Here is a 17,581-nt window from a genome sequence, read left to right as displayed (position 1 = left end):
CGCTTGGCCAACGCCTCCAGTCGGCCCTGGCGCTTTATGGGGCACACAATCAAGATCAAAGGCCGCACGGGATCAAGGTCAAGATCAAAAGCGGTTCGCGTTGTTTTGCTGTGTTTTTGCTGTGTTTTTGCTGTGCTTTTACTTCACCTCACGCACGCGGAACACGCACATCCAACCCCGAATACTTCAAACTCTGCCGATCCACCATCTGCTTGAGCAACGCATTCACCTGCCGCGTAAACGTATCACTCACCGCCTCCTTCGGCGTATTCGCCATCAGCGGCACAAACAACACCCCCATCCAGGTATTGATAGCATCGTGGTTGCTTTCGGTGCTCAACGTCTTGCCCTGCGCATCCTGCGCTTCCAGGGTCATGGTGTACTGGTCGGTGCCCAGCGCCGGCACCAGCATCAGGGTGAAACCGCTCAGGAACGCCCAAACCACCTGGCCACCGCTTGGCGGGTGGTTGTAGACCTTCAAGTGCAGGGTGTAGTCACCCGGCTGCTTGTTGAATTCGTCCAGGGTTACCCGGCCGAACAGCTTGGAGTCGTTCAGCGACTTTTCCAGCTGCGGCCGCAACTGGTTGCGCGCCTGGGGCACTTCCACTGCGTTGCTGCTGCCTGGCGTGCCCTGGTAGAAATCGAAATCCACGAACACGTTAGGTTTGTTGGTGTAGCTGGCCATGGACGGCATCGTCACCGGCGCCACTTCGTCCTTGGTAAAGCTGGCGCAGCCGCCCAGGGTGAGCGAAACGGCCAGGGCCAGGGTTTTTGCGAACTTCATGGGTAACTTCCTTGGTCAAATAGCAAAGTGTCCAGGCGACACTTTTTCCAGATTCGCGGGCTTGGGGCGCCGCGCGGGTGAGCATTTTGCCATCACCCCCCGGAGCGTCAATAAACCAGTGTCACAAAACCGACAAGTTTCATCTTGCTCTCGCCAGCCCAGCTCAAGGCGCTTGATCCCGAGGCAATAGCGCGTGCAGACTGGCCGACAGTCCAATGACAACGAAAAAAGGATGTTGCATGCGAACGTTCGACCTGATTCGCGCCGCCGTGCTACCCGAGTTCAAGGAGCGCGTGGCCGATTACCTGATCGAGTACGAAGACGTGCTGCGCGCGAACACTGCCGACCCGGACACCCAGCGGGCGGTGGCCAATCAGCTGCGCGGGTACTTGCGAGGGTTGAACACGGTGCGGGTGCTGGGGATGGCGGACTGGGAAGAGTTGGACCGGCGCGTGGTGACGACCTGGCTCAGCTAGGGCACCCTTGCCCCAGTCAGCGACCCTTCCTGGGCTGCCACCCGGGTGCTGCTGGGGCAAGTGTGTGATACCGACTGCGCTCTGTGCACGCCAGGCGGGCGATGGGGGAAAGCGGGCCTGGCAAAGCATCTGGAGCACTTTCAAAGTACGCCAGCCGATGTGAAAAATACGTGATAGGAAGGGGCTGTCGCTGCCCTTTGTGTCTAATTATTTCCAGCCCCACATAAAACCCGTAGCCGCTGCCGCCAGGCTGCGCTGGCCTTGGCGTGCGCTCAACATTTGCAGTGTAAAGCAGGGCCAGCGCAGCCTGCGGCAGCGGCTACGGGGCGGTACTGGCGCCACGCCGGGCCACCCGGCTGGCCGCCAGTTGCAGGGCGCTGCACAGCACGAAATAGACCAGCGCCACGAACAGGAAAATCTCCACCGGGTGCACCATCACCCGGTTGCTCACCTGCGTGGCCTCATAGGACAGCTCCCCTACCCCGATCACGTAGGCCAGCGAGGTGTCCTTGATCAGCGACACCCACTGGTTGATGAACGAAGGCAGCATCAGCGGCAGCGCCTGGGGCAATATCACCAGCCACAACACCTGCGCCGGCCGCAGCCCCAGCGCCCTGGCCGCCGCCCATTGGCCGGCCGGCAGGCTGTTGATGCCCGCCGCCACCGAGTGCGACAGGTATGCGCCGCCGATCAGCGACAGCGCGCACACCACCGTGGCCAAAGCCGGCACGTTGACGTGGAACAGAATCGGCAGCAGGAAATAGCTCCAGAACATCAGCATCAGCACCGGAATCGCCCGCAGGAAACCCAGCACGCCCACCAACACCCAGCGCAGCCAGCCGCGGCTGGTCACCAGGGCAATGCCGCCGATCAGCCCCAGCACGCCGGCGGCGATGCCCGACAGCAGGCTCAGCAGCAGGGTCAGCGCCGCGCCGCCCAAGGGGCCGTCGGGGTAGGCGCCCCACATGAAATAGCCGAGGTTGTCGACGATGACGGAAAAGTCCATGGCTCAGGCCACTCCCCGGCGGTAGCGCCGACTGTGTTGGATCAACTGCCCTGCCGCTTCGATCAGGGCGATGGTGAGGATGTACAGCAAGGTTGCGTAGCCAAACGCCTGAAAGGTCTTGAAGGTCTCGGTCTCCACCTGCCGCGAGGTGTAGGACAGTTCCGCCAGGCCAATGGCCATGGTCAGCGACGAGTTCTTCACCGCGTTCATGTACTGGCCCAGCAACGGGCCCAGGGCCGTGCGCAACCCCTGGGGCAGCACCACGTGCAGCCACACCTGCGCCGGGCGCAGGCCCAGGGCCAGGCCGGCGGCGCGCTGTTCCTTGCGCACCGAGTCGATGCCGGCGCGCAGCTCTTCGGCGACGAAGGCGGTGGTATACAGGGTCAAACCCCAGAAGCCGGCGATGAATTCAAACGATGGCCACTCCACCGCCAGCGGTCCCAGGGCCAGGCTGCGCGGGGTGTTGAGCCAGGTCACCAGGCTGTCGGGCAGCAACGCGGTGACACCGAAATACCAGAAGAACAACTGCACCAGCAGCGGCGTGTTGCGGATCACCAGCAGGTAGGCCCGCGCCGGCCACGCCAGCAGCCGCGACGGCGCACTGCGCGCCAGGTACAGCAAGGCGCCCAGCACCGTGGCCACCAGGCACACCAGCAGAGACAGCCCCAGGGTCAGCAGGAAGCCGTCGGCCAGCCACTGCAAATAGCGGGGGGCAAGCAATTCACCAAACATGTAGGCGCGTATCCAGGTCAAACGAAACCAGGCACGCGCCCGTGCAGGCGCATGCCGTGTGCAGTCACAAGGGCGGGGTCAGCCCTTGTCGCCGATCTTGAACAGGCGCGCCAGTGGCGTGTTGGTGGTCGGGCCGAACCAGGTGTCATAGATCTTCTGGGCCTGGCCGTCTTTCTCCAGCGCCACCAGGGTGTCGTTGACGAAGTTGGTCAGGGCGGTCTCGCCCTTGGGCAAGCCCACGCCGATCAGGTCGTCGGAGATGGTGAAAGGTGGCACTTCATATTTGTCGCGGTCCGGCACGTTGGCCAGCAGGCCGATCAGCTTCGGCCCGTCCTGGGTGATGGCCTGGACGTTGCCGTTGCGCAGCGCGGTGAAGGCAAACGGGGTGTCGTCGTAGGCCACCACCTTGGCGCCGGGGAATTTCTCGCGCAGCACGCCTTCGTTGGTGGTGCCCTTGTCGACGCCCACGCGCCAGGTGTTGAGGTCGCTCTCGTTCTTGAGCGTGCCCTTCTTGACGATGAACTGCTGCCCCGAGGCGAAGTACGGGGTGCTGAAGTTGACCTGCTCGGCGCGTTCCTTGGTGATGGTGAAGTTGGCCAGCACCAGGTCGACCTTGTTGGCCACCAGCAGCGGCACGCGGTTGGCCGGGTTGGTGGGCTGCAGTTCCAGCTTCACGCCCAGCTTGGCGGCGATGGCCTTGGCGTAGTCCACGTCCAGGCCGGCGAGCTGCTTGGTCTTGGTGTCGATGAAGCCGAACGGTGGGTTGCTGTCGAAGGCGGCGACGCGCAGCACGCCGGCTTTCTGGATGTCTTCAAGACGGTCGGCGTGGGCGATACCGGACAGCAACGCCAGGGACAGGGCCGCAAGGGCCGTAAGTTTTTTCATGGGCTCGACTTCCTGTAGGGGCAGATAGGCAAAGTGCCTGCACCAGAAGTCTTGCAGCAAGGCTAAAAAACCAAAAGGAATATAATATTATTTGTTTATATTATTAAGGAATATAAAACACGGCTAGCGGTGCGACAGGATATTGGCCAGCAACCCCGGGTAACGGCTCTCCAGCGCCGCGCTGCGCAGCGAGTTCATGTGCGTGGTGCCGACGTTGCGGGTCTGCACCAGCCCTGCCTCGCGCAGCACGCGGAAATGGTGGGACATGCTCGATTTCGGCCGCCCGCCGTCCAGCTCGCCGCAGGTGGCTTCGGGCACGCCGGCCAGGTGCCGGACGATGTCCATGCGCACGGGGTCGCTCAAGGCGTACAACAGCCGCTCGAGGGTGAAGTCTTCGGGATTGGGGTGGGTATAGGCTCGCATGGCGCACATGATATCGAGGCTTCCATAAATTGCCATAGTTCGATTATGATCGAACAAGCGAAAATAGCTATCCCCTGGAGTTTTCCCATGTCTGCATTGTTCCAACCCTTCACCCTGAAGGACGTGACGCTGCGCAACCGCATCGCCATCCCGCCCATGTGCCAATACATGGCCACCGACGGCCTGATCAACGACTGGCACCACGTGCACCTGGCGGGCCTGGCCCGTGGCGGCGCCGGCCTGGTGGTGGTCGAAGCCACCGCCGTGGCCCCCGAAGGCCGCATTACCCCGGGCTGCGCCGGCATCTGGAATGACGAGCAGGCCCAGGCGTTCGTGCCCGTGGTGCAGGCCATCAAGGCCGCAGGCTCGGTGCCGGGTATCCAGATCGCCCACGCCGGCCGCAAGGCCAGCGCCAACCGCCCGTGGGAAGGTGACGACCACATCGCCGCTGGTGACCCCAACGGTTGGGACACCATTGCGCCGTCCGCCATCGCCTTCGGCCACCACCTGCCGAAAGTGCCGCGCGCCATGACCCTGGACGACATCGCCCGGGTCAAGCAGAACTTCGTCGACGCCGCACGCCGCGCCCGTGACGCCGGTTTTGAATGGATCGAGCTGCACTTCGCCCACGGCTACCTGGGCCAGAGCTTCTTCTCCGAACACGCCAACCAGCGCACCGACGCCTACGGCGGCAGCTTCGACAACCGTAGCCGCTTCCTCCTGGAAACCCTGGCCGCGGTGCGTGAAGTGTGGCCGGAGCACCTGCCGCTGACCGCCCGTTTCGGCGTGATCGAATACGACGGCCGCGACGAGCAGACCCTGGCCGAGTCCATCGAACTGGCCCGCCGCTTCAAGGCCGGTGGCCTGGACCTGCTGAGCGTCAGCGTCGGCTTCACCATCGCCGAGACCAACATCCCGTGGGGCCCGGCGTTCCTCGGCCCGATCGCCGAGCGCGTGCGCCGCGAGGCCGACCTGCCGGTGACCTCGGCGTGGGGCTTTGGCACCCCGCAACTGGCCCATGACGCCGTCAGCGCCGGCCAGCTGGACCTGGTGTCGGTGGGCCGTGCCCACCTGGCCGACCCGCACTGGTCGTACTTTGCGGCGAAGGAGCTGGGCGTGGACAAGGCCTCTTGGACCCTGCCAGCCCCTTACGCCCATTGGCTTGAGCGTTATCGGTAAGCCCTGACGCGGCCTGCGGCCGCTGCTACGTAATGTGGGAGCTGGCTTGCCAGCGAGCTGTTGAGGCCCTAAAAACTCGCTGGCAAGCCAGCTCCCACAAAGACAGCGCCGCCCGTCTGGCTTATCCTCCTTGCCCTCCTCCTTTTGCAAGGGATCTGCATGTCGCTGTTCCAGGATCTACCCAACGACGACGGCCTGCCCGGCGCCCAACGACGCCTGGCGATGGTGGCGATCATGACCGCCACCGCCATGGCCGTGATCGACGGCACGGTGGTGAACATCGCCCTGCCCTCCATGGCCCATGCCTTCAACGTACCCGCCGCCACCACCATCTGGGTCGCCAACGGCTACCTGCTGGCGGCCGCCATGACGCTGATGATTTTTTCCTCGCTGGCCACGCGCATCGGCTTTCGCCGCCTGTTCGTCGGCGGCGTCAGTCTATTCACCCTGGCATCGCTGGGCTGCGCGCTGGCGCCGTCGCTGGACGTGCTGGTAACCATGCGCGTGGTCCAGGGCGTGGGCGGTGCCGCCACGCTAAGCATCGGCCCGGCCATCTACCGCACGGTGTTTCCCACCCGCCTGCTGGGCCGTACCCTGGGCCTGAACGCCCTGCTGGTGGCCCTGGCCACCGCCGTGGGCCCGGCGTTCGGCGGCGCCGTGCTGTGGCTGGCCAGCTGGCCCTGGCTGTTCGCGATCAACCTGCCGCTGGGCATCGCCGCCGCGCTGTTGGGCTGGCGCTATGTGCCCGGGCAGCGGGCCAGCAGCGGTGAGCCCTTTGACTATGCCGGCGCCGTGCTGTCGGCCGTGACCATGGGCGCGGCGATCATGGCCACCGGCGCGGTGGCGGCCAGCGAGGCTGGCGCTTACTCACCGTTGATGGTCGCTGCAGGCGCTGCGTTCATCTGGCGCCAACGCCGCGCGCCGGTGCCCTTGCTGCCCCTGGAAATCTTCAAGTACCTGCGCTTTTCCCTGGCCGCCCTTACCTCGCTGACGGCGTTCGTCAGCCAGGGCATTGCCATCCTGTCGCTGCCGTTCCTGTTCCAGAACGCCTACGGCTACGACGTGCTGGGCGCGGCGCTGCTGTTCACCGCCTGGCCGGTGGGCATCATCCTGGCCGCGCCCCAGGCCGGCCGGCTGGCGGACCGCCATCCGCCCGCGGTGCTGTCGACCATCGGCCTGGGCCTGCTGACCCTGGGGCTGGTGCTGATGGCGTTTCTACCGGCCGACGCCGGCACGTTCGGCATCCTCTGGCGCGAATGCCTATGCGGCGTGGGCTTCGGCTTCTTCCAGAGCCCCAACAACCGCGAGATGCTCGCCAACGTCCCGCGTGAACGCAGCGGCAACGCCTCCGGGGTGCTGGCCATCGCTCGCACCTTCGGCCAGTGCCTGGGCGCAGCGCTGGTGGCGGTGGTGCTGGCGGCGTACCTGGGGCACCCGGCGGCGGGCCAGGCGCTGGCCGATGCCGCGGTGCTGGAAGCGCGGGCCATGCACATGGCCCTGGCAGTGGCCGCGGTGGCGTCCGGGCTGGCGATGTGCGTGAGCATCAGCCGCATTGGCAAGCGCGGCTGATCACACGCCATCGATATGGCGGAAGCGCTCGATCAGGAAGTCAATCAGGCGCCGCACCCGCGCCGACAGGTGCAGCTGCTGCGGGTACACGGCGTAGACGTCGGCGCGGGTCGGGGTCTGGTCTTCCAACACCAGCCGCAGCCGCCCACTGCGCACGTAGCGGGCGATGTCCCACTCGGCGCGCAGCAGAATGCCGTAGCCTTCCAGCGCCCAGTTCAACGCCACCTCTCCGTCGTTGCAGCCCAGGGCACCGTGCACCTTGACGTTCTCGGTGCGGCCGCCGTGGTTGAAGCTCCACACGCCGTAGGGTGATTCGTTCTGGCGAATGAAAATGCAATTGTGGCGGGCCAGATCCGCGAGCTTCACAGGCGTGCCGTGCTTCTCCAGGTACAGCGGCGAGGCACACAACAGGCGCCGGTTGGAGGCGATCTTGCGGGCATGCAGCGCGGCGTCCGGCAGGCTGCCGAAGCGGATGCCCAGGTCGAAACCGTGGGTGGCCAGGTCCAGCGGGTGGTCGCTGATCTCCAGCTGGATCTCCACCTCCGGGTAGTGGCTGAAGAACGCCGCCAGCGCCGGGCCGATGTGACGGCGACCAAAGCCCAGCGAGGCATTCACCCGGATCAGGCCCTTGGGCGTGGCGCGGCTGCTGCTGACCAGCTGCTCGGCCTCGTCGATCTGCGCCAGGATGCGCGCCACGTGGGCGAAATACAGCTCGCCCTCCGGGGTCAGGCTCATGGAACGGGTGGTGCGGTTGACCAGGCGCACGCCTAGCCGCGCTTCCAGTGCCGCCAGGCGCTTGCTCACCGCCGGTGGCGTCACGCCCAGCTCGCGCGCGGTGGCCACCAGGCTGCCCTGCTTGGCCAACAGATGGAAAAAGGACAGGTCCTGGGCCTGGTTCATTCATAACTCCAGGTTAATGATGTAGTGATTTGTGGTTAACCAATGGCTTTGGCTCACTACATATACTCCAGTCACCCGCCGCAGCCGAGTGCCGGCGCACAACAACAGACCCCTGGAGAGAGCCATGAAGACCTACAACATTGCTGCCGTGCCTGGTGACGGCATTGGCGTGGAAGTGATCGAGGCCGGCGTCGAAGTCCTCAACGCCCTGGCCCGTCGCAGCGGCACCTTTGCCCTGCAGTTCAAGCACTTCGACTGGAATTCCGAGAACTTCCTCAAGCGCGGCCACTACATCCCCGAAGGCGGCCTGGCGGAACTGAAAACCTTCGACGCGATCTTCTTCGGCGCCGTGGGCGCGCTGAACGTGCCCGACCACGTGTCCCTGTGGGGCCTGCGCCTGCCCATCTGCCAGGGCTTCGACCAATACGCCAACGTGCGCCCGGCCCGCGTGCTGCCCGGGGTGAAGAGCCCGCTGCACAACGGCCACGAGATCGACTGGGTGGTGATTCGCGAAAACTCCGAAGGCGAATACTCCGGCAACGGTGGCCGCGTGCACCGCGGGCTACCCGAAGAAGTGGCCACCGAGGTCTCGGTGTTCACCCGCGCCGGCGTCGAGCGCATCCACCGCTTCGCCTTCGAACTGGCACGCACCCGGCCGCGCAAGCACCTGACGCTGGTGACCAAGTCCAACGCCCAGCGCCACGGCATGGTGCTGTGGGACGAGATCTTCCACGAAGTGGCCAAGGACTTCCCCGACGTGGTCACCGATAAGGAACTGGTGGACGCGGTCACCACGCGCATGGTGCTCAAGCCCGCCAGCCTGGACGTGATCGTGGCCACCAACCTGCACGCCGATATTCTCTCCGACCTGGCCGCGGCGCTGTCCGGCAGCCTGGGCATCGCCCCCACCGCTAACCTCAACCCCACCCGGCGCTTCCCGTCGATGTTCGAACCCATCCACGGCTCGGCCTTCGACATCACTGGCAAGGGCGTGGCCAACCCCATCGCCACCTTCTGGACTGCCGCCATGATGCTCGAACACCTGGGAGAGGTCGCCGCGGCCCGGCAGTTGATGGCCGCCATCGAAGCCGTCACCGAAGCCGGCGTGCACGCCCCGGACCTGGGCGGCACTGCCACTACCCGCCAGGTGACCGCCGCGGTGATCGAACTGCTGCAGCGCTGATTCCCCCGACGCTGGCCATACCGCGGCCCCGGCGCTGCGCGGATCACCGCGCCCGCGCCGGGGCGGCGCCTGACAACAACAAGAATCAGGGTCCGTCATGAAACGCATATTCGGCAAACTCTATGTACAGGTACTCATCGCTGTAGCCCTCGGCGCCCTGGTGGGCGTGCTGTGGCCCGACACGGGGGCTGCGCTCAAGCCCATCGGCGACGGCTTCATCAAACTGATCAAGATGCTGCTGGCCCCGGTGATCTTCCTCACCGTGGTCAGCGGCATCGCGCGCATGGAGAACATGAAGGAGCTGGGCCGCGTGGGCGTGCGCGCCCTGCTGTACTTCGAGGTGGTCTCCACCCTGGCGCTGGGCCTGGGGCTGATCGTGGTGAACCTGTTCAAGCCCGGCGCCGGCATGAACATCGACCCCAAGGCGCTGGACACCTCCAGCATCGCCACCTACACCGCGGCGGCGCCCCACGCCTCGTTCATGGACTTTTTGCTGGGCATCATCCCCGACACCATCGTCGACGCCTTCGCCAAGGGCAACGTCCTGCAGATCCTGATGTTCTCGATCCTGCTGGGGGTGGCCCTGGCCAACGCCGGGCCGCGCGCCAAGGTGTTCATCGACGTGGTCGACAGCCTGATGAAAGGCATGTTCAACATCGTCAACATGGTCATGCGCCTGGCGCCCATCGGCGCGTTCGGCGCCATTGCCTTCACCATCGGCAAGTACGGCTTCGGCTCGATGTTCGCCCTGGGCAAGCTGATGGCCTGCGTGTACCTGACCTGCATCCTGTTCGTGGTGCTGGTGCTGGGGCCGATCTGCCGCTACACCGGCTTCAGCCTGTGGAAGTTCCTGCGGTTCATCAAGGAAGAGCTGTTCACGGTGCTGGGCACCAGCAGCTCCGAATCGGTGCTGCCGCGCATGATCACCCGCATGGAGCAGGCCGGCTGCTCCAAGCCGGTCGCCGGCATGATGATTCCGGCGGGGCTGAGCTTCAACCCCGATGGCCAGGCGATCTACTACACCATCGCGGCAATCTTCATTGCCCAGGCCACCAACACGCCGTTGAGCCTGAGCGACCAGCTGATCGTGCTGGCGGTGCTGATGTTCACCTCCAAGGGCTCGGCGGGCGTCAGTGGCTCGGGCTTCATCATCCTGGCAGCCACCTTGGCCTCGCTGGGCACCATCCCGGTGTCGGGCATGGTGCTGTTGCTGGGCGTGGACCGCTTCATGTCGGAAGCGCGGGCCATCACCAACACCATCGGCAATGGCGTCGGCACCCTGGCCATCGCCAAATGGGTGGGCGCGTTGGACAGCGACAAGCTGCGCCGGGCCATGGATGGCGAGGCCGTGCCGGAGCCTGCGGTGCCGGCGCCGCGGCTGACGCCAGTCAAGGCCTGACGCCCGTCAGGCCGGGAACTTGTGCTCGGGGGCAGGGCCTACTCTTGTACTGCCCCCTGCGACAGGACATTCCCCATGTTAAGAAACCTGCATGACCTGGAACACTACACCCTGGGTGCCACCGACGGTGACATCGGCAAGGTCAAGGACGTTTATTTCGACGACGCCACCTGGGTGGTTCGCTACCTGGTGGTGGAAACCGGCTCGTGGCTGGCCAGCCGCAAAGTGCTGATCGCCCCCGCCTCCATCCAGCAGTGCGACTGGAGCAACCACCGCCTCACCGTCAATATCACCCGCGAGCAGGTCAAGGCCAGCCCGGACATCGACACCGCCAGGCCCGTTTCGCGCCAGCACGAAATGGACCACCTGGACTATTACGGCCTGCCCTTCTACTGGGGCACGGGCGGGGTCTGGGACACGGCCATCGAACCCGCCGCCGCGCCGCGTGAGCCCAAGGACGACGTGCGCCTGCGCAGCGGCGAGGAAGTCAGCGGCTACCATATCCACGCCAGTGACGGCGACATCGGCCACGTCGCCACGCTGCTGGTGAACGAGGACTCCTGGGCGGTGCAGTACCTGGTCATCAACACCAGCAACTGGTGGGTGGGCCACAAGGTGCTGATTGCCCCGGAATGGATCGATTCCATTGCCTGGGAAGAGCAGAAGGTGTTCCTCGACATCGACCGCGCCACGGTGCAGGCGTCGCCGCCCTATGACGAGACGGCGCCGCTGAGCCGCGAGCACGAGACGGTGCTGTACACCCACTACCAGCGCTCGGTGTACTGGTCGGTCGAAACCCGCAACGACCCGCCCGAGTAATCAGCCTTCCATGGCCGGGCGGTACTGGCCCTGGGCGGCGGCGCCGTTGCAGCGGGCGCGCAGCAGCAGCGCCTGCTGCGCGCGTTGCACATTGGCGTCGTCGCCGGCCCACAGGCGCAGGGCATCGTCCTGCAAGGCGCGGCCGTAGGAGAAGGTCAGCGGCCACGGCAAGGGCGCACCCTGGTGCATGGCATTGAGGTGTTCGGTGGCCAGCGCCGACGACTGCCCGCCCGACAGGAAGGCAATGCCGCCCACCGCCGCCGGCACCGTGCGCCGCAGCGTCTCGACGGTGGCCTGGGCCACGGCCTGCACCGACACCTGCGGGCCGCCCTCGCCCGGCAGCACCATGTTGGGTTTGAGCAACATGCCCTCCAGCAGCACGCCATGGCGGTGCAGCTGTGCGAATACCACGTCCAGCACCTCGCGGGTCACTGCCTGGCAGCGCGCCAGGTCGTGGTCGCCGTCCATCAGCACTTCCGGCTCGACAATGGGCACCACGCCGGCCTCCTGGCACAGCGCGGCATAGCGCGCCAGGCCCTGGGCGTTGGCTTCGATGGCGGTGCGGCTGGGCAGGCCGGTGTCGATGCTCAGCACCGCGCGCCATTTGGCGAACCGCGCCCCCTGGCCTGCGTAGTGCTGCAGGCGTTCGCGCAACCCGTCCAGGCCTTCGGTGATGCGCTCGCCGGGGAAGCCGGCCAGCGGCTGCGCCCCGGCGTCCACCTTGATACCCACGACAATGCCGGCGGCCTTGAGGATATCGACGAAGGGCGTGCCGTCCTTGGCGTGCTGGTACAGGGTTTCCTCGAAGAGGATGGCGCCGCTGATGTGCTGCGCCAGCTGCGGGGTGGTCACCAGCAGTTCGCGGTAGCGCCGGCGGTTCTCCTCGGTCTGGGCGATGCCCAGGGGCGCGAACCGGCGGTTGCAGGTGCCCAGGCTCTCGTCCATGGCCAGCAAGCCCTTGCCTGCCGCCATCAACGCCCGGGCCGTGTCGATCAGGGAATTGGAGTGATCGGTCATAATTCACCTCTGCCTTGGCTGAATGGCCAAGGATAGGCGCGATCGGCTCTACTTGCGCGCCAGCTTGTAGTGCAGGCAGCCTTCGTAGAAGGTGTCGTGCACCACCGCCGGCCTGGCGCGGGTGGCGTTGTCGTAGGTCTGCTCGGTGATGCCCAGGGCCAGCATGCGCATCCAGCCCTTGCTGAATTTCATGGTGTGGATCTTTTCCCGCGCGGCGTAGCGCGACACCCCGGCCAGCTTCAGTTCCTGGGCGCGCGCCGCGGTGCCGGCGCCCCAGGCGCACATGTAGCGGTCATCGGGCCGAAGGTCCCGGGCCTGGGCGCACAGCGTGGCCCCGGTGAGTGCAACCCCTGCAAGCGTAATCATTACATTGCGCATTTAATCCCTGCCCCAAGCACCTGAAATTGAAGTGATTTTGGCGGGAAGTAAAAGCCTTGGGGGCCAGCATTTCGCCTGTAGCGCTTCGCTACCCTTGGATTACACCGACTGCTGTTGATCTTGATCCCGTGCGGCCTTTGATCTTGATTGTGTGCCCCGTAAAGCGCCAGGGCCGACTGGAGGCGTTGGCCAAGCGGTCCACGGCGTAGCCGGGGAAGACGGAACCGGAGGCGCTTCTATTCCGGGCCGTCGGCCGCTTGGGCGACGCCGGAGGGAGGGGACCCGCAGCGAAGCGTAGGGACCAAGCAGGGGCAAGCCTTTTTTGGTTACTTTTTGGGGCGTTTGCCAAAAAGTGACCCGGCGTAAGGCCGGAAAGGTGATTGTGCATCACCCTCGGTAATGGATATGTTCACGGATTTGGTTTCCCGCTTCGGCGATTTCGAACATATCCATTTTCGCGGGGGCGACCACCGACCGTTTCGGCCTTACGCCGACTCACTTTTTGGCAGTCGCCCCAAAAAGTAAGCAAAAAGGGCTTGCCCCTGCTTGGGCCCTCCGCTGCGCTACGGGTCCCCTCCTTCCGGCGCCGCTCAACGGGCAGACGGCACCCGCTATAGAAGCCTGCGGGTTACCGTCTCTTCGGCCTGCGGCCTCGGCCCTTCGGGCAGCCCGTTGATCGACGCCTCCAGTCGGCCCGGGCGCTTTACGGGGCATACAATCAAGATCAAGAGCCAGATCAAAAGCCAGATCAAAAGCAGATCAAAAGCAGATCAAAAGCAGATCAAAAGCAGATCAAAAGCAGATCAAAAGCTGCGCTCAGTCGCGGGTAATCAGCTTCGCTGGCAGGAACCGATGCTGCGGCGAAAACAGCCGGCGGTAGGTGAGCAGCACCGCCACCACCGTCCCCAGCGCCGATGCCGCTGCTATAAGGAACATGATGATTATCTGGTAACGCACTGCCTGCAAAGGACTTTCCCCTGCCAGCACCTGGCCAGTCATCATGCCAGGCAAGCTCACCAGCCCCACCACGGTCATCTGGTTCAGGGTCGGGATCATGCCCGCCCGCACCGCCTGGCGCGCCGCCAGCTGGGCGGCCTCCCAGCGGGTGCCGCCCAGGGCCAGGGTCATTTCGACCTGCCCGCGCCCGGCGATCAGCTCCTGGATCATGCGCTCGATGCCCAGGGACACCCCCGTGAGGGTGTTGCCCAGGATCATGCCCAGGATCGGGATGGCGTACTGTGGCTCGTACCAGGGGTGAATGCGGATCACCGCGAACAGCCCCACCGCCGCGACCAGCCAGCTGCTCACCCAGATGGACCACACGCTGTCGGCGCGGCGCCCGACGTAGGTGCGCTTGCCGCGCCCGGCCGCCGACAGCCCGGCGATCAGGGTCATCAGGCACATCACCGGCAACACCACGTACCACTGGGCGTTGGCGAAGATCCAGGTCAGCACGTAGCCGATGGCCAGCAGCTGCACCACGGTGCGCACAGAGGCCACCAGCAGCTGCCGCCCCAGGCCCAGGTTCAGGCACAGCGAGAGGATGCCGTTGATCAGGATCAGCGCCGCGGCAATGGCAATGTCCAGGTTGGAAAGGCTCTGGTAGTTCATGTCAGGCTCCCCGCCTTCATCACGTGCTGGCGGTTGCTCACCCGCTGGGCCTGCGCCGGGTCATGGGACACCCAGATCAGCGCACGGCCGCCGTCGAACCAGGCGTCCACCAGCGCTTCCACCTGGCGCGCCGATTCCGGGTCCAGGGCCGCGGTGGGTTCATCCAGCAACAGCACCTGGGGGTTCAGTTGCAGGGCCCGCACCAGGGCCAGCACCTGGCTTTCGCCGCCGGACAGCTCACTGGCCTGTTTGTCGAGGAAGCTGGCCGGCTTGCCGGCCTGCGCCAGCAGTTGCAGCGCTGCCTCGCGCTGGTAGCGCGCCCTGGCGTGCACTTTCAGGGAATAGGGGTAACGCAGGTTGTCCTCGACGCTGCCGTCCAGCAGCGCCGGTTTCTGCGCGATGTAGCACACGTGGCTGCGGTAGGCGGTGATCTGCGTGGCCTTGATGGCCGCGCCCTGCCAGTGCACCTCGCCGCCCTGGGTGGCGTCCAGCAGCGCCAGGGTGCGCAGCAGCACGCTTTTGCCGGAGCCCGACGGCCCGGTTATCGCCACCCGGTCGCCGGCGGCCAGGGTAAAGCGCAGCGGCTGCAACAGTGGCGTGCCGGTGCGTGCATCCAGGCGCGAGACATCGACGGCGGTAATCAAGGAGATGGCAGGTGAAGTATTCAACCGAAGCGCTTCCGGGCAAGAGGTTGAACATAATGCACGAGCCGCACAACAAACAGCAAGTGCGCAAACTTCAAACAAATAGACTTGCAACTAGCGACAACTATGCCAACTTGAACAAGGCCCGCAGCGCCTGCCACATAGCCCAGTCACTGGGCCCTGCGACGCCACTTTCGGGGCAAATTCCCCACATAATGGCAAACAGCCCCAACTTAAATTAATTGTTAGAAAGTTGAAAAAGACGCGCAAAATTCGCCGTGAACTTCGCTATAGTTTCAATCAGGCAACTTAGCGCTTTTTATCAGCCCCGATATCCCGGGACTGCCGCTGTGCGCGCAAAAGAATAATCGCCAGGGAAACGAACAATAAAAACAGCAACAACCAACCGATAGCGAGCCCTCACATGCGCACACTTCCCTACCGTAGCCTGATCCCGCCCCTGGGCCTGGCGTGCTGGTTGCCCATGGCGGCAACCCTGGCGGCCACCGAGCCCGCCGCCCCCGTGGTCGATGCCCCTACCCTGCAAACCCTGAAGGGCGTGTTGCCCCCCGACCCTTCCGGCTACGAGGGTGGGCGCAAGGTAGACCTGATGACCGACTATGTGCTTAACCGCGACGCCGCCGTGCGCCTGGGCAAGGCGCTGTTCTGGGACATGGACGTGGGCAGCGACGGCAGCACCGCCTGCGCCTCGTGCCACTTCCACGCCGGCGTCGACCACCGCATCACCAACCAGCTCAACCCTGGCCAGGCCAACACCAACGCCAACGTCGCGTCGCTGTTCAACAAGCCGTTCGCCGCCGGTGACATTCCCGGCGACGTGCCCTCCTACACCACCCTGTCCGGTGGCAAGGGCGGCCCCAACTACACCCTCAAGCGCACGGACTTCCCCACCCACGTGCTGGCCGACCCGCTGGACCGCAACTCGCCCATCGTCTATTCCACCGACGACGTGGTGGGCTCCCAGGGCGTGTTCGACGCCAACTACACCAAGCCCAAGCAGTCGCGGTTCGACAAGTGCACCCAGCAGCCGGACGGCATCTTCCAGGTCAACAACATCAACGTGCGGCGCAGCACCGGGCGCAACGCGCCCACCACCATCAACGCCGTGTTCAACGTGCGCAACTTCTGGGATGGCCGCGCCAACAACGTGTTCAACGGCTTCTCGCCGTTCGGCAACCGCGACCCCGACGCCGGCATCTTCGTCACCGCCGACCGCAGCCCGGTGGCCAGCAAGGTGCGCCTGGCCCTGGTCGACGCCTCGGCAGCGTCCCAGGCCGTGGGCCCACCCGGCAGCCCGGTGGAAATGTCCTGCGGCGGCCGCACCTTTGCCGACATCGGCCGGCGCATCCTCGACAACCTGATCCTCAGCCGGCAGAAAATCGCCCCCACCGACTCGGTGCTGGCCGCCATGTCCGGGCCACGCCGGCCCACCTACCGCGACATGGTGAAGGCGGCGTTCCAGCCGCGCCTGTGGAACGCCACGCAACCGGTGTCCCTGGGCGGCGCCAACTACACCCAGATCGAAGCCAACTTCCCGCTGTTCTTCGGCCTGGCCATCCAGCTGTACGAGGCCACCCTGGTGTCTGACCAGACCCCGCTGGACGCCTACCTGCAGGGCAACACCCAGGCCATGAACGCCCAGCAGGTCCAGGGCATGAACCTGTTCCTGGGCAAAGGCAAGTGCGTCAACTGCCACGGCGGCCCCGAGCTGACCAACGCCGGCACGCGCCTGCGCCTGGAACCGCGCGAGCGCATCGAGCGCATGCTGATGGCCGACAACCTCACCACCCTGTATGACAACGGCTTCTACAACACCGGCGTGCGCCCCACCGCCGAGGACCTGGCCGTGGGCGGCAGCGACCCCTGGGGCAACCCGCTGTCGTTCACCCGCCAGTACAACACCCTGCTGCAGGGCGGCAACGTGCCCGACCCGTTCGAGGTGGACGTGTGCAAGTTCGAGATACCGCTGACCGCGGCCATCCCCTGCGACGCCACGGCCAAGCCGCCGGTGGGCTTCCGCGACGCGGTGGACGGTGCGTTCAAGACCCCGGGCTTGCGCAACATCGCCCTGACCGGCCCGTACTTCCACAACGGCAGCCGCTCCACCCTCAAGCAGGTGGTGGAGTTCTACAACCGCGGCGGCGACCGCCGTGGCCAGGACGCCAACAACACCAGCGGCTTCGACCACCCCACGGTGAACCAGCACAACGGCGCCAACCTGGACGCCGACATGACTACCCTCAACCTGACCCCGGACGAAGAGGACGCCCTGGTCAAGTTCATGGAAGTGGCCCTCACCGACCCCCGCGTGGCGTGGGAGCGGGCGCCGTTCGACCACCCTTCGCTGGTCATACCCCAGGGTGAGACGGGCAATGAGAACAGCGTGACCGCGCGCGCGCCGGACGCAGGCGTGACCACGCCGCGGGCCCAGGATGCGTTGGTGCCGTTGCGGGAAATCGGCGCCGAAGGGCGCAAGGCCACCGAAGGCCCGCTGCAGCCGTTTGTGAACGACCTGTAACCGACGGACGCGGCCTGCGGCCGCTGCTACGATCCTT

Annotated in this window: 17 protein-coding genes; 7 read left to right on the top strand and 10 right to left on the bottom strand. The window is 65.5% G+C overall.

Features of this window, described 5'->3' with window-relative positions; genetic code table 11:
- Positions 1-148: 148 nt before the first annotated feature.
- Entirely contained in the window at positions 149-784 is a 636-nt protein-coding gene (locus ACWKWX_RS31640) for a hypothetical protein (protein WP_483829835.1), read from the bottom strand.
- 239 nt (positions 785-1,023) lie between these two features.
- Here ACWKWX_RS31640 and ACWKWX_RS31635 point away from each other — a divergent pair, with 239 nt between their 5' ends.
- Positions 1,024-1,260, top strand: a complete 237-nt coding sequence (locus ACWKWX_RS31635; RefSeq protein ID WP_416424352.1) for a hypothetical protein — start codon at positions 1,024-1,026, stop codon at positions 1,258-1,260.
- Positions 1,261-1,579: 319 nt separating this feature from the next.
- On the opposite strand, the gene ACWKWX_RS31630 is transcribed toward ACWKWX_RS31635, so the two are convergent.
- From ACWKWX_RS31630 to ACWKWX_RS31615, 4 genes are all read right to left on the bottom strand, one after another.
- Complete coding sequence (locus tag ACWKWX_RS31630) at positions 1,580-2,266, bottom strand: amino acid ABC transporter permease (RefSeq protein ID WP_483829834.1); 687 nt, start codon at positions 2,264-2,266, stop codon at positions 1,580-1,582.
- 3 nt (positions 2,267-2,269) lie between these two features.
- Complete coding sequence (locus ACWKWX_RS31625; protein ID WP_483829833.1) at positions 2,270-2,998, bottom strand: amino acid ABC transporter permease; 729 nt, start codon at positions 2,996-2,998, stop codon at positions 2,270-2,272.
- A 78-nt stretch (positions 2,999-3,076) separates the two neighbouring features.
- Positions 3,077-3,883 carry an ABC transporter substrate-binding protein gene (locus tag ACWKWX_RS31620; RefSeq protein ID WP_416424355.1) on the bottom strand — a complete coding sequence of 269 codons (807 nt, stop codon included), beginning with the start codon at positions 3,881-3,883 and terminating at the stop codon, positions 3,077-3,079.
- Positions 3,884-4,006: 123 nt separating this feature from the next.
- A complete protein-coding gene (locus ACWKWX_RS31615; protein ID WP_416424356.1) occupies positions 4,007-4,342 on the bottom strand; it encodes an ArsR/SmtB family transcription factor in 336 nt (111 codons plus the stop codon).
- A gap of 51 nt (positions 4,343-4,393) precedes the next feature.
- Between ACWKWX_RS31615 and ACWKWX_RS31610 the strand changes: the two genes are divergently transcribed.
- Positions 4,394-5,485, top strand: coding sequence for an NADH:flavin oxidoreductase/NADH oxidase (locus tag ACWKWX_RS31610; protein ID WP_416424357.1), 1,092 nt, complete (start codon positions 4,394-4,396; stop codon positions 5,483-5,485).
- A 159-nt stretch (positions 5,486-5,644) separates the two neighbouring features.
- Positions 5,645-7,054 carry an MFS transporter gene (locus ACWKWX_RS31605; protein WP_483829832.1) on the top strand — a complete coding sequence of 470 codons (1,410 nt, stop codon included), beginning with the start codon at positions 5,645-5,647 and terminating at the stop codon, positions 7,052-7,054.
- On the opposite strand, the gene ACWKWX_RS31600 is transcribed toward ACWKWX_RS31605, so the two are convergent.
- Positions 7,055-7,954 carry a LysR family transcriptional regulator gene (locus ACWKWX_RS31600; protein WP_416424359.1) on the bottom strand — a complete coding sequence of 300 codons (900 nt, stop codon included), beginning with the start codon at positions 7,952-7,954 and terminating at the stop codon, positions 7,055-7,057.
- A 124-nt stretch (positions 7,955-8,078) separates the two neighbouring features.
- On the opposite strand from ACWKWX_RS31600, the gene ACWKWX_RS31595 reads away from it, so the two are divergent.
- The 3 genes from ACWKWX_RS31595 to ACWKWX_RS31585 all read left to right on the top strand — a co-directional run bounded on the left by ACWKWX_RS31595 (position 8,079) and on the right by ACWKWX_RS31585 (position 11,355).
- Positions 8,079-9,137 carry a tartrate dehydrogenase gene (locus ACWKWX_RS31595; RefSeq protein ID WP_483829831.1) on the top strand — a complete coding sequence of 353 codons (1,059 nt, stop codon included), beginning with the start codon at positions 8,079-8,081 and terminating at the stop codon, positions 9,135-9,137.
- Between the two features lie 97 nt (positions 9,138-9,234).
- Positions 9,235-10,536: a dicarboxylate/amino acid:cation symporter gene (locus ACWKWX_RS31590; protein ID WP_483829830.1), complete on the top strand. Its 1,302-nt coding sequence runs from the start codon at positions 9,235-9,237 to the stop codon at positions 10,534-10,536.
- Positions 10,537-10,611: 75 nt separating this feature from the next.
- On the top strand, positions 10,612-11,355 hold the full coding sequence (locus ACWKWX_RS31585; RefSeq protein WP_483829829.1) for a PRC-barrel domain-containing protein: 744 nt from the start codon (positions 10,612-10,614) through the stop codon (positions 11,353-11,355).
- Here ACWKWX_RS31585 and ACWKWX_RS31580 read toward each other — a convergent pair whose 3' ends face one another.
- The 4 genes from ACWKWX_RS31580 to ACWKWX_RS31565 form a co-directional block, all read right to left on the bottom strand.
- On the bottom strand, positions 11,356-12,372 hold the full coding sequence (locus ACWKWX_RS31580) for a class I fructose-bisphosphate aldolase (RefSeq protein WP_483829828.1): 1,017 nt from the start codon (positions 12,370-12,372) through the stop codon (positions 11,356-11,358).
- A gap of 48 nt (positions 12,373-12,420) precedes the next feature.
- Entirely contained in the window at positions 12,421-12,750 is a 330-nt protein-coding gene (locus tag ACWKWX_RS31575; RefSeq protein WP_416424365.1) for a hypothetical protein, read from the bottom strand.
- An 816-nt stretch (positions 12,751-13,566) separates the two neighbouring features.
- Positions 13,567-14,361 carry an ABC transporter permease gene (locus tag ACWKWX_RS31570; protein ID WP_483829827.1) on the bottom strand — a complete coding sequence of 265 codons (795 nt, stop codon included), beginning with the start codon at positions 14,359-14,361 and terminating at the stop codon, positions 13,567-13,569.
- Positions 14,358-15,029, bottom strand: coding sequence for an ABC transporter ATP-binding protein (locus tag ACWKWX_RS31565; protein ID WP_483829826.1), 672 nt, complete (start codon positions 15,027-15,029; stop codon positions 14,358-14,360). Before ACWKWX_RS31565 ends, ACWKWX_RS31570 begins: the two co-directional genes overlap by 4 nt.
- 460 nt (positions 15,030-15,489) lie before the next feature.
- On the opposite strand from ACWKWX_RS31565, the gene ACWKWX_RS31560 reads away from it, so the two are divergent.
- Complete coding sequence (locus ACWKWX_RS31560; RefSeq protein WP_483829836.1) at positions 15,490-17,544, top strand: cytochrome-c peroxidase; 2,055 nt, start codon at positions 15,490-15,492, stop codon at positions 17,542-17,544.
- The last annotated feature ends 37 nt before the right edge of the window (positions 17,545-17,581 follow it).

It is taken from the genome of Pseudomonas imperatae (assembly GCF_057128625.1).
The sequence above is the reverse complement of the archived record's forward strand: the minus strand, read 5'-3'. Positions and strand labels throughout refer to the sequence as shown.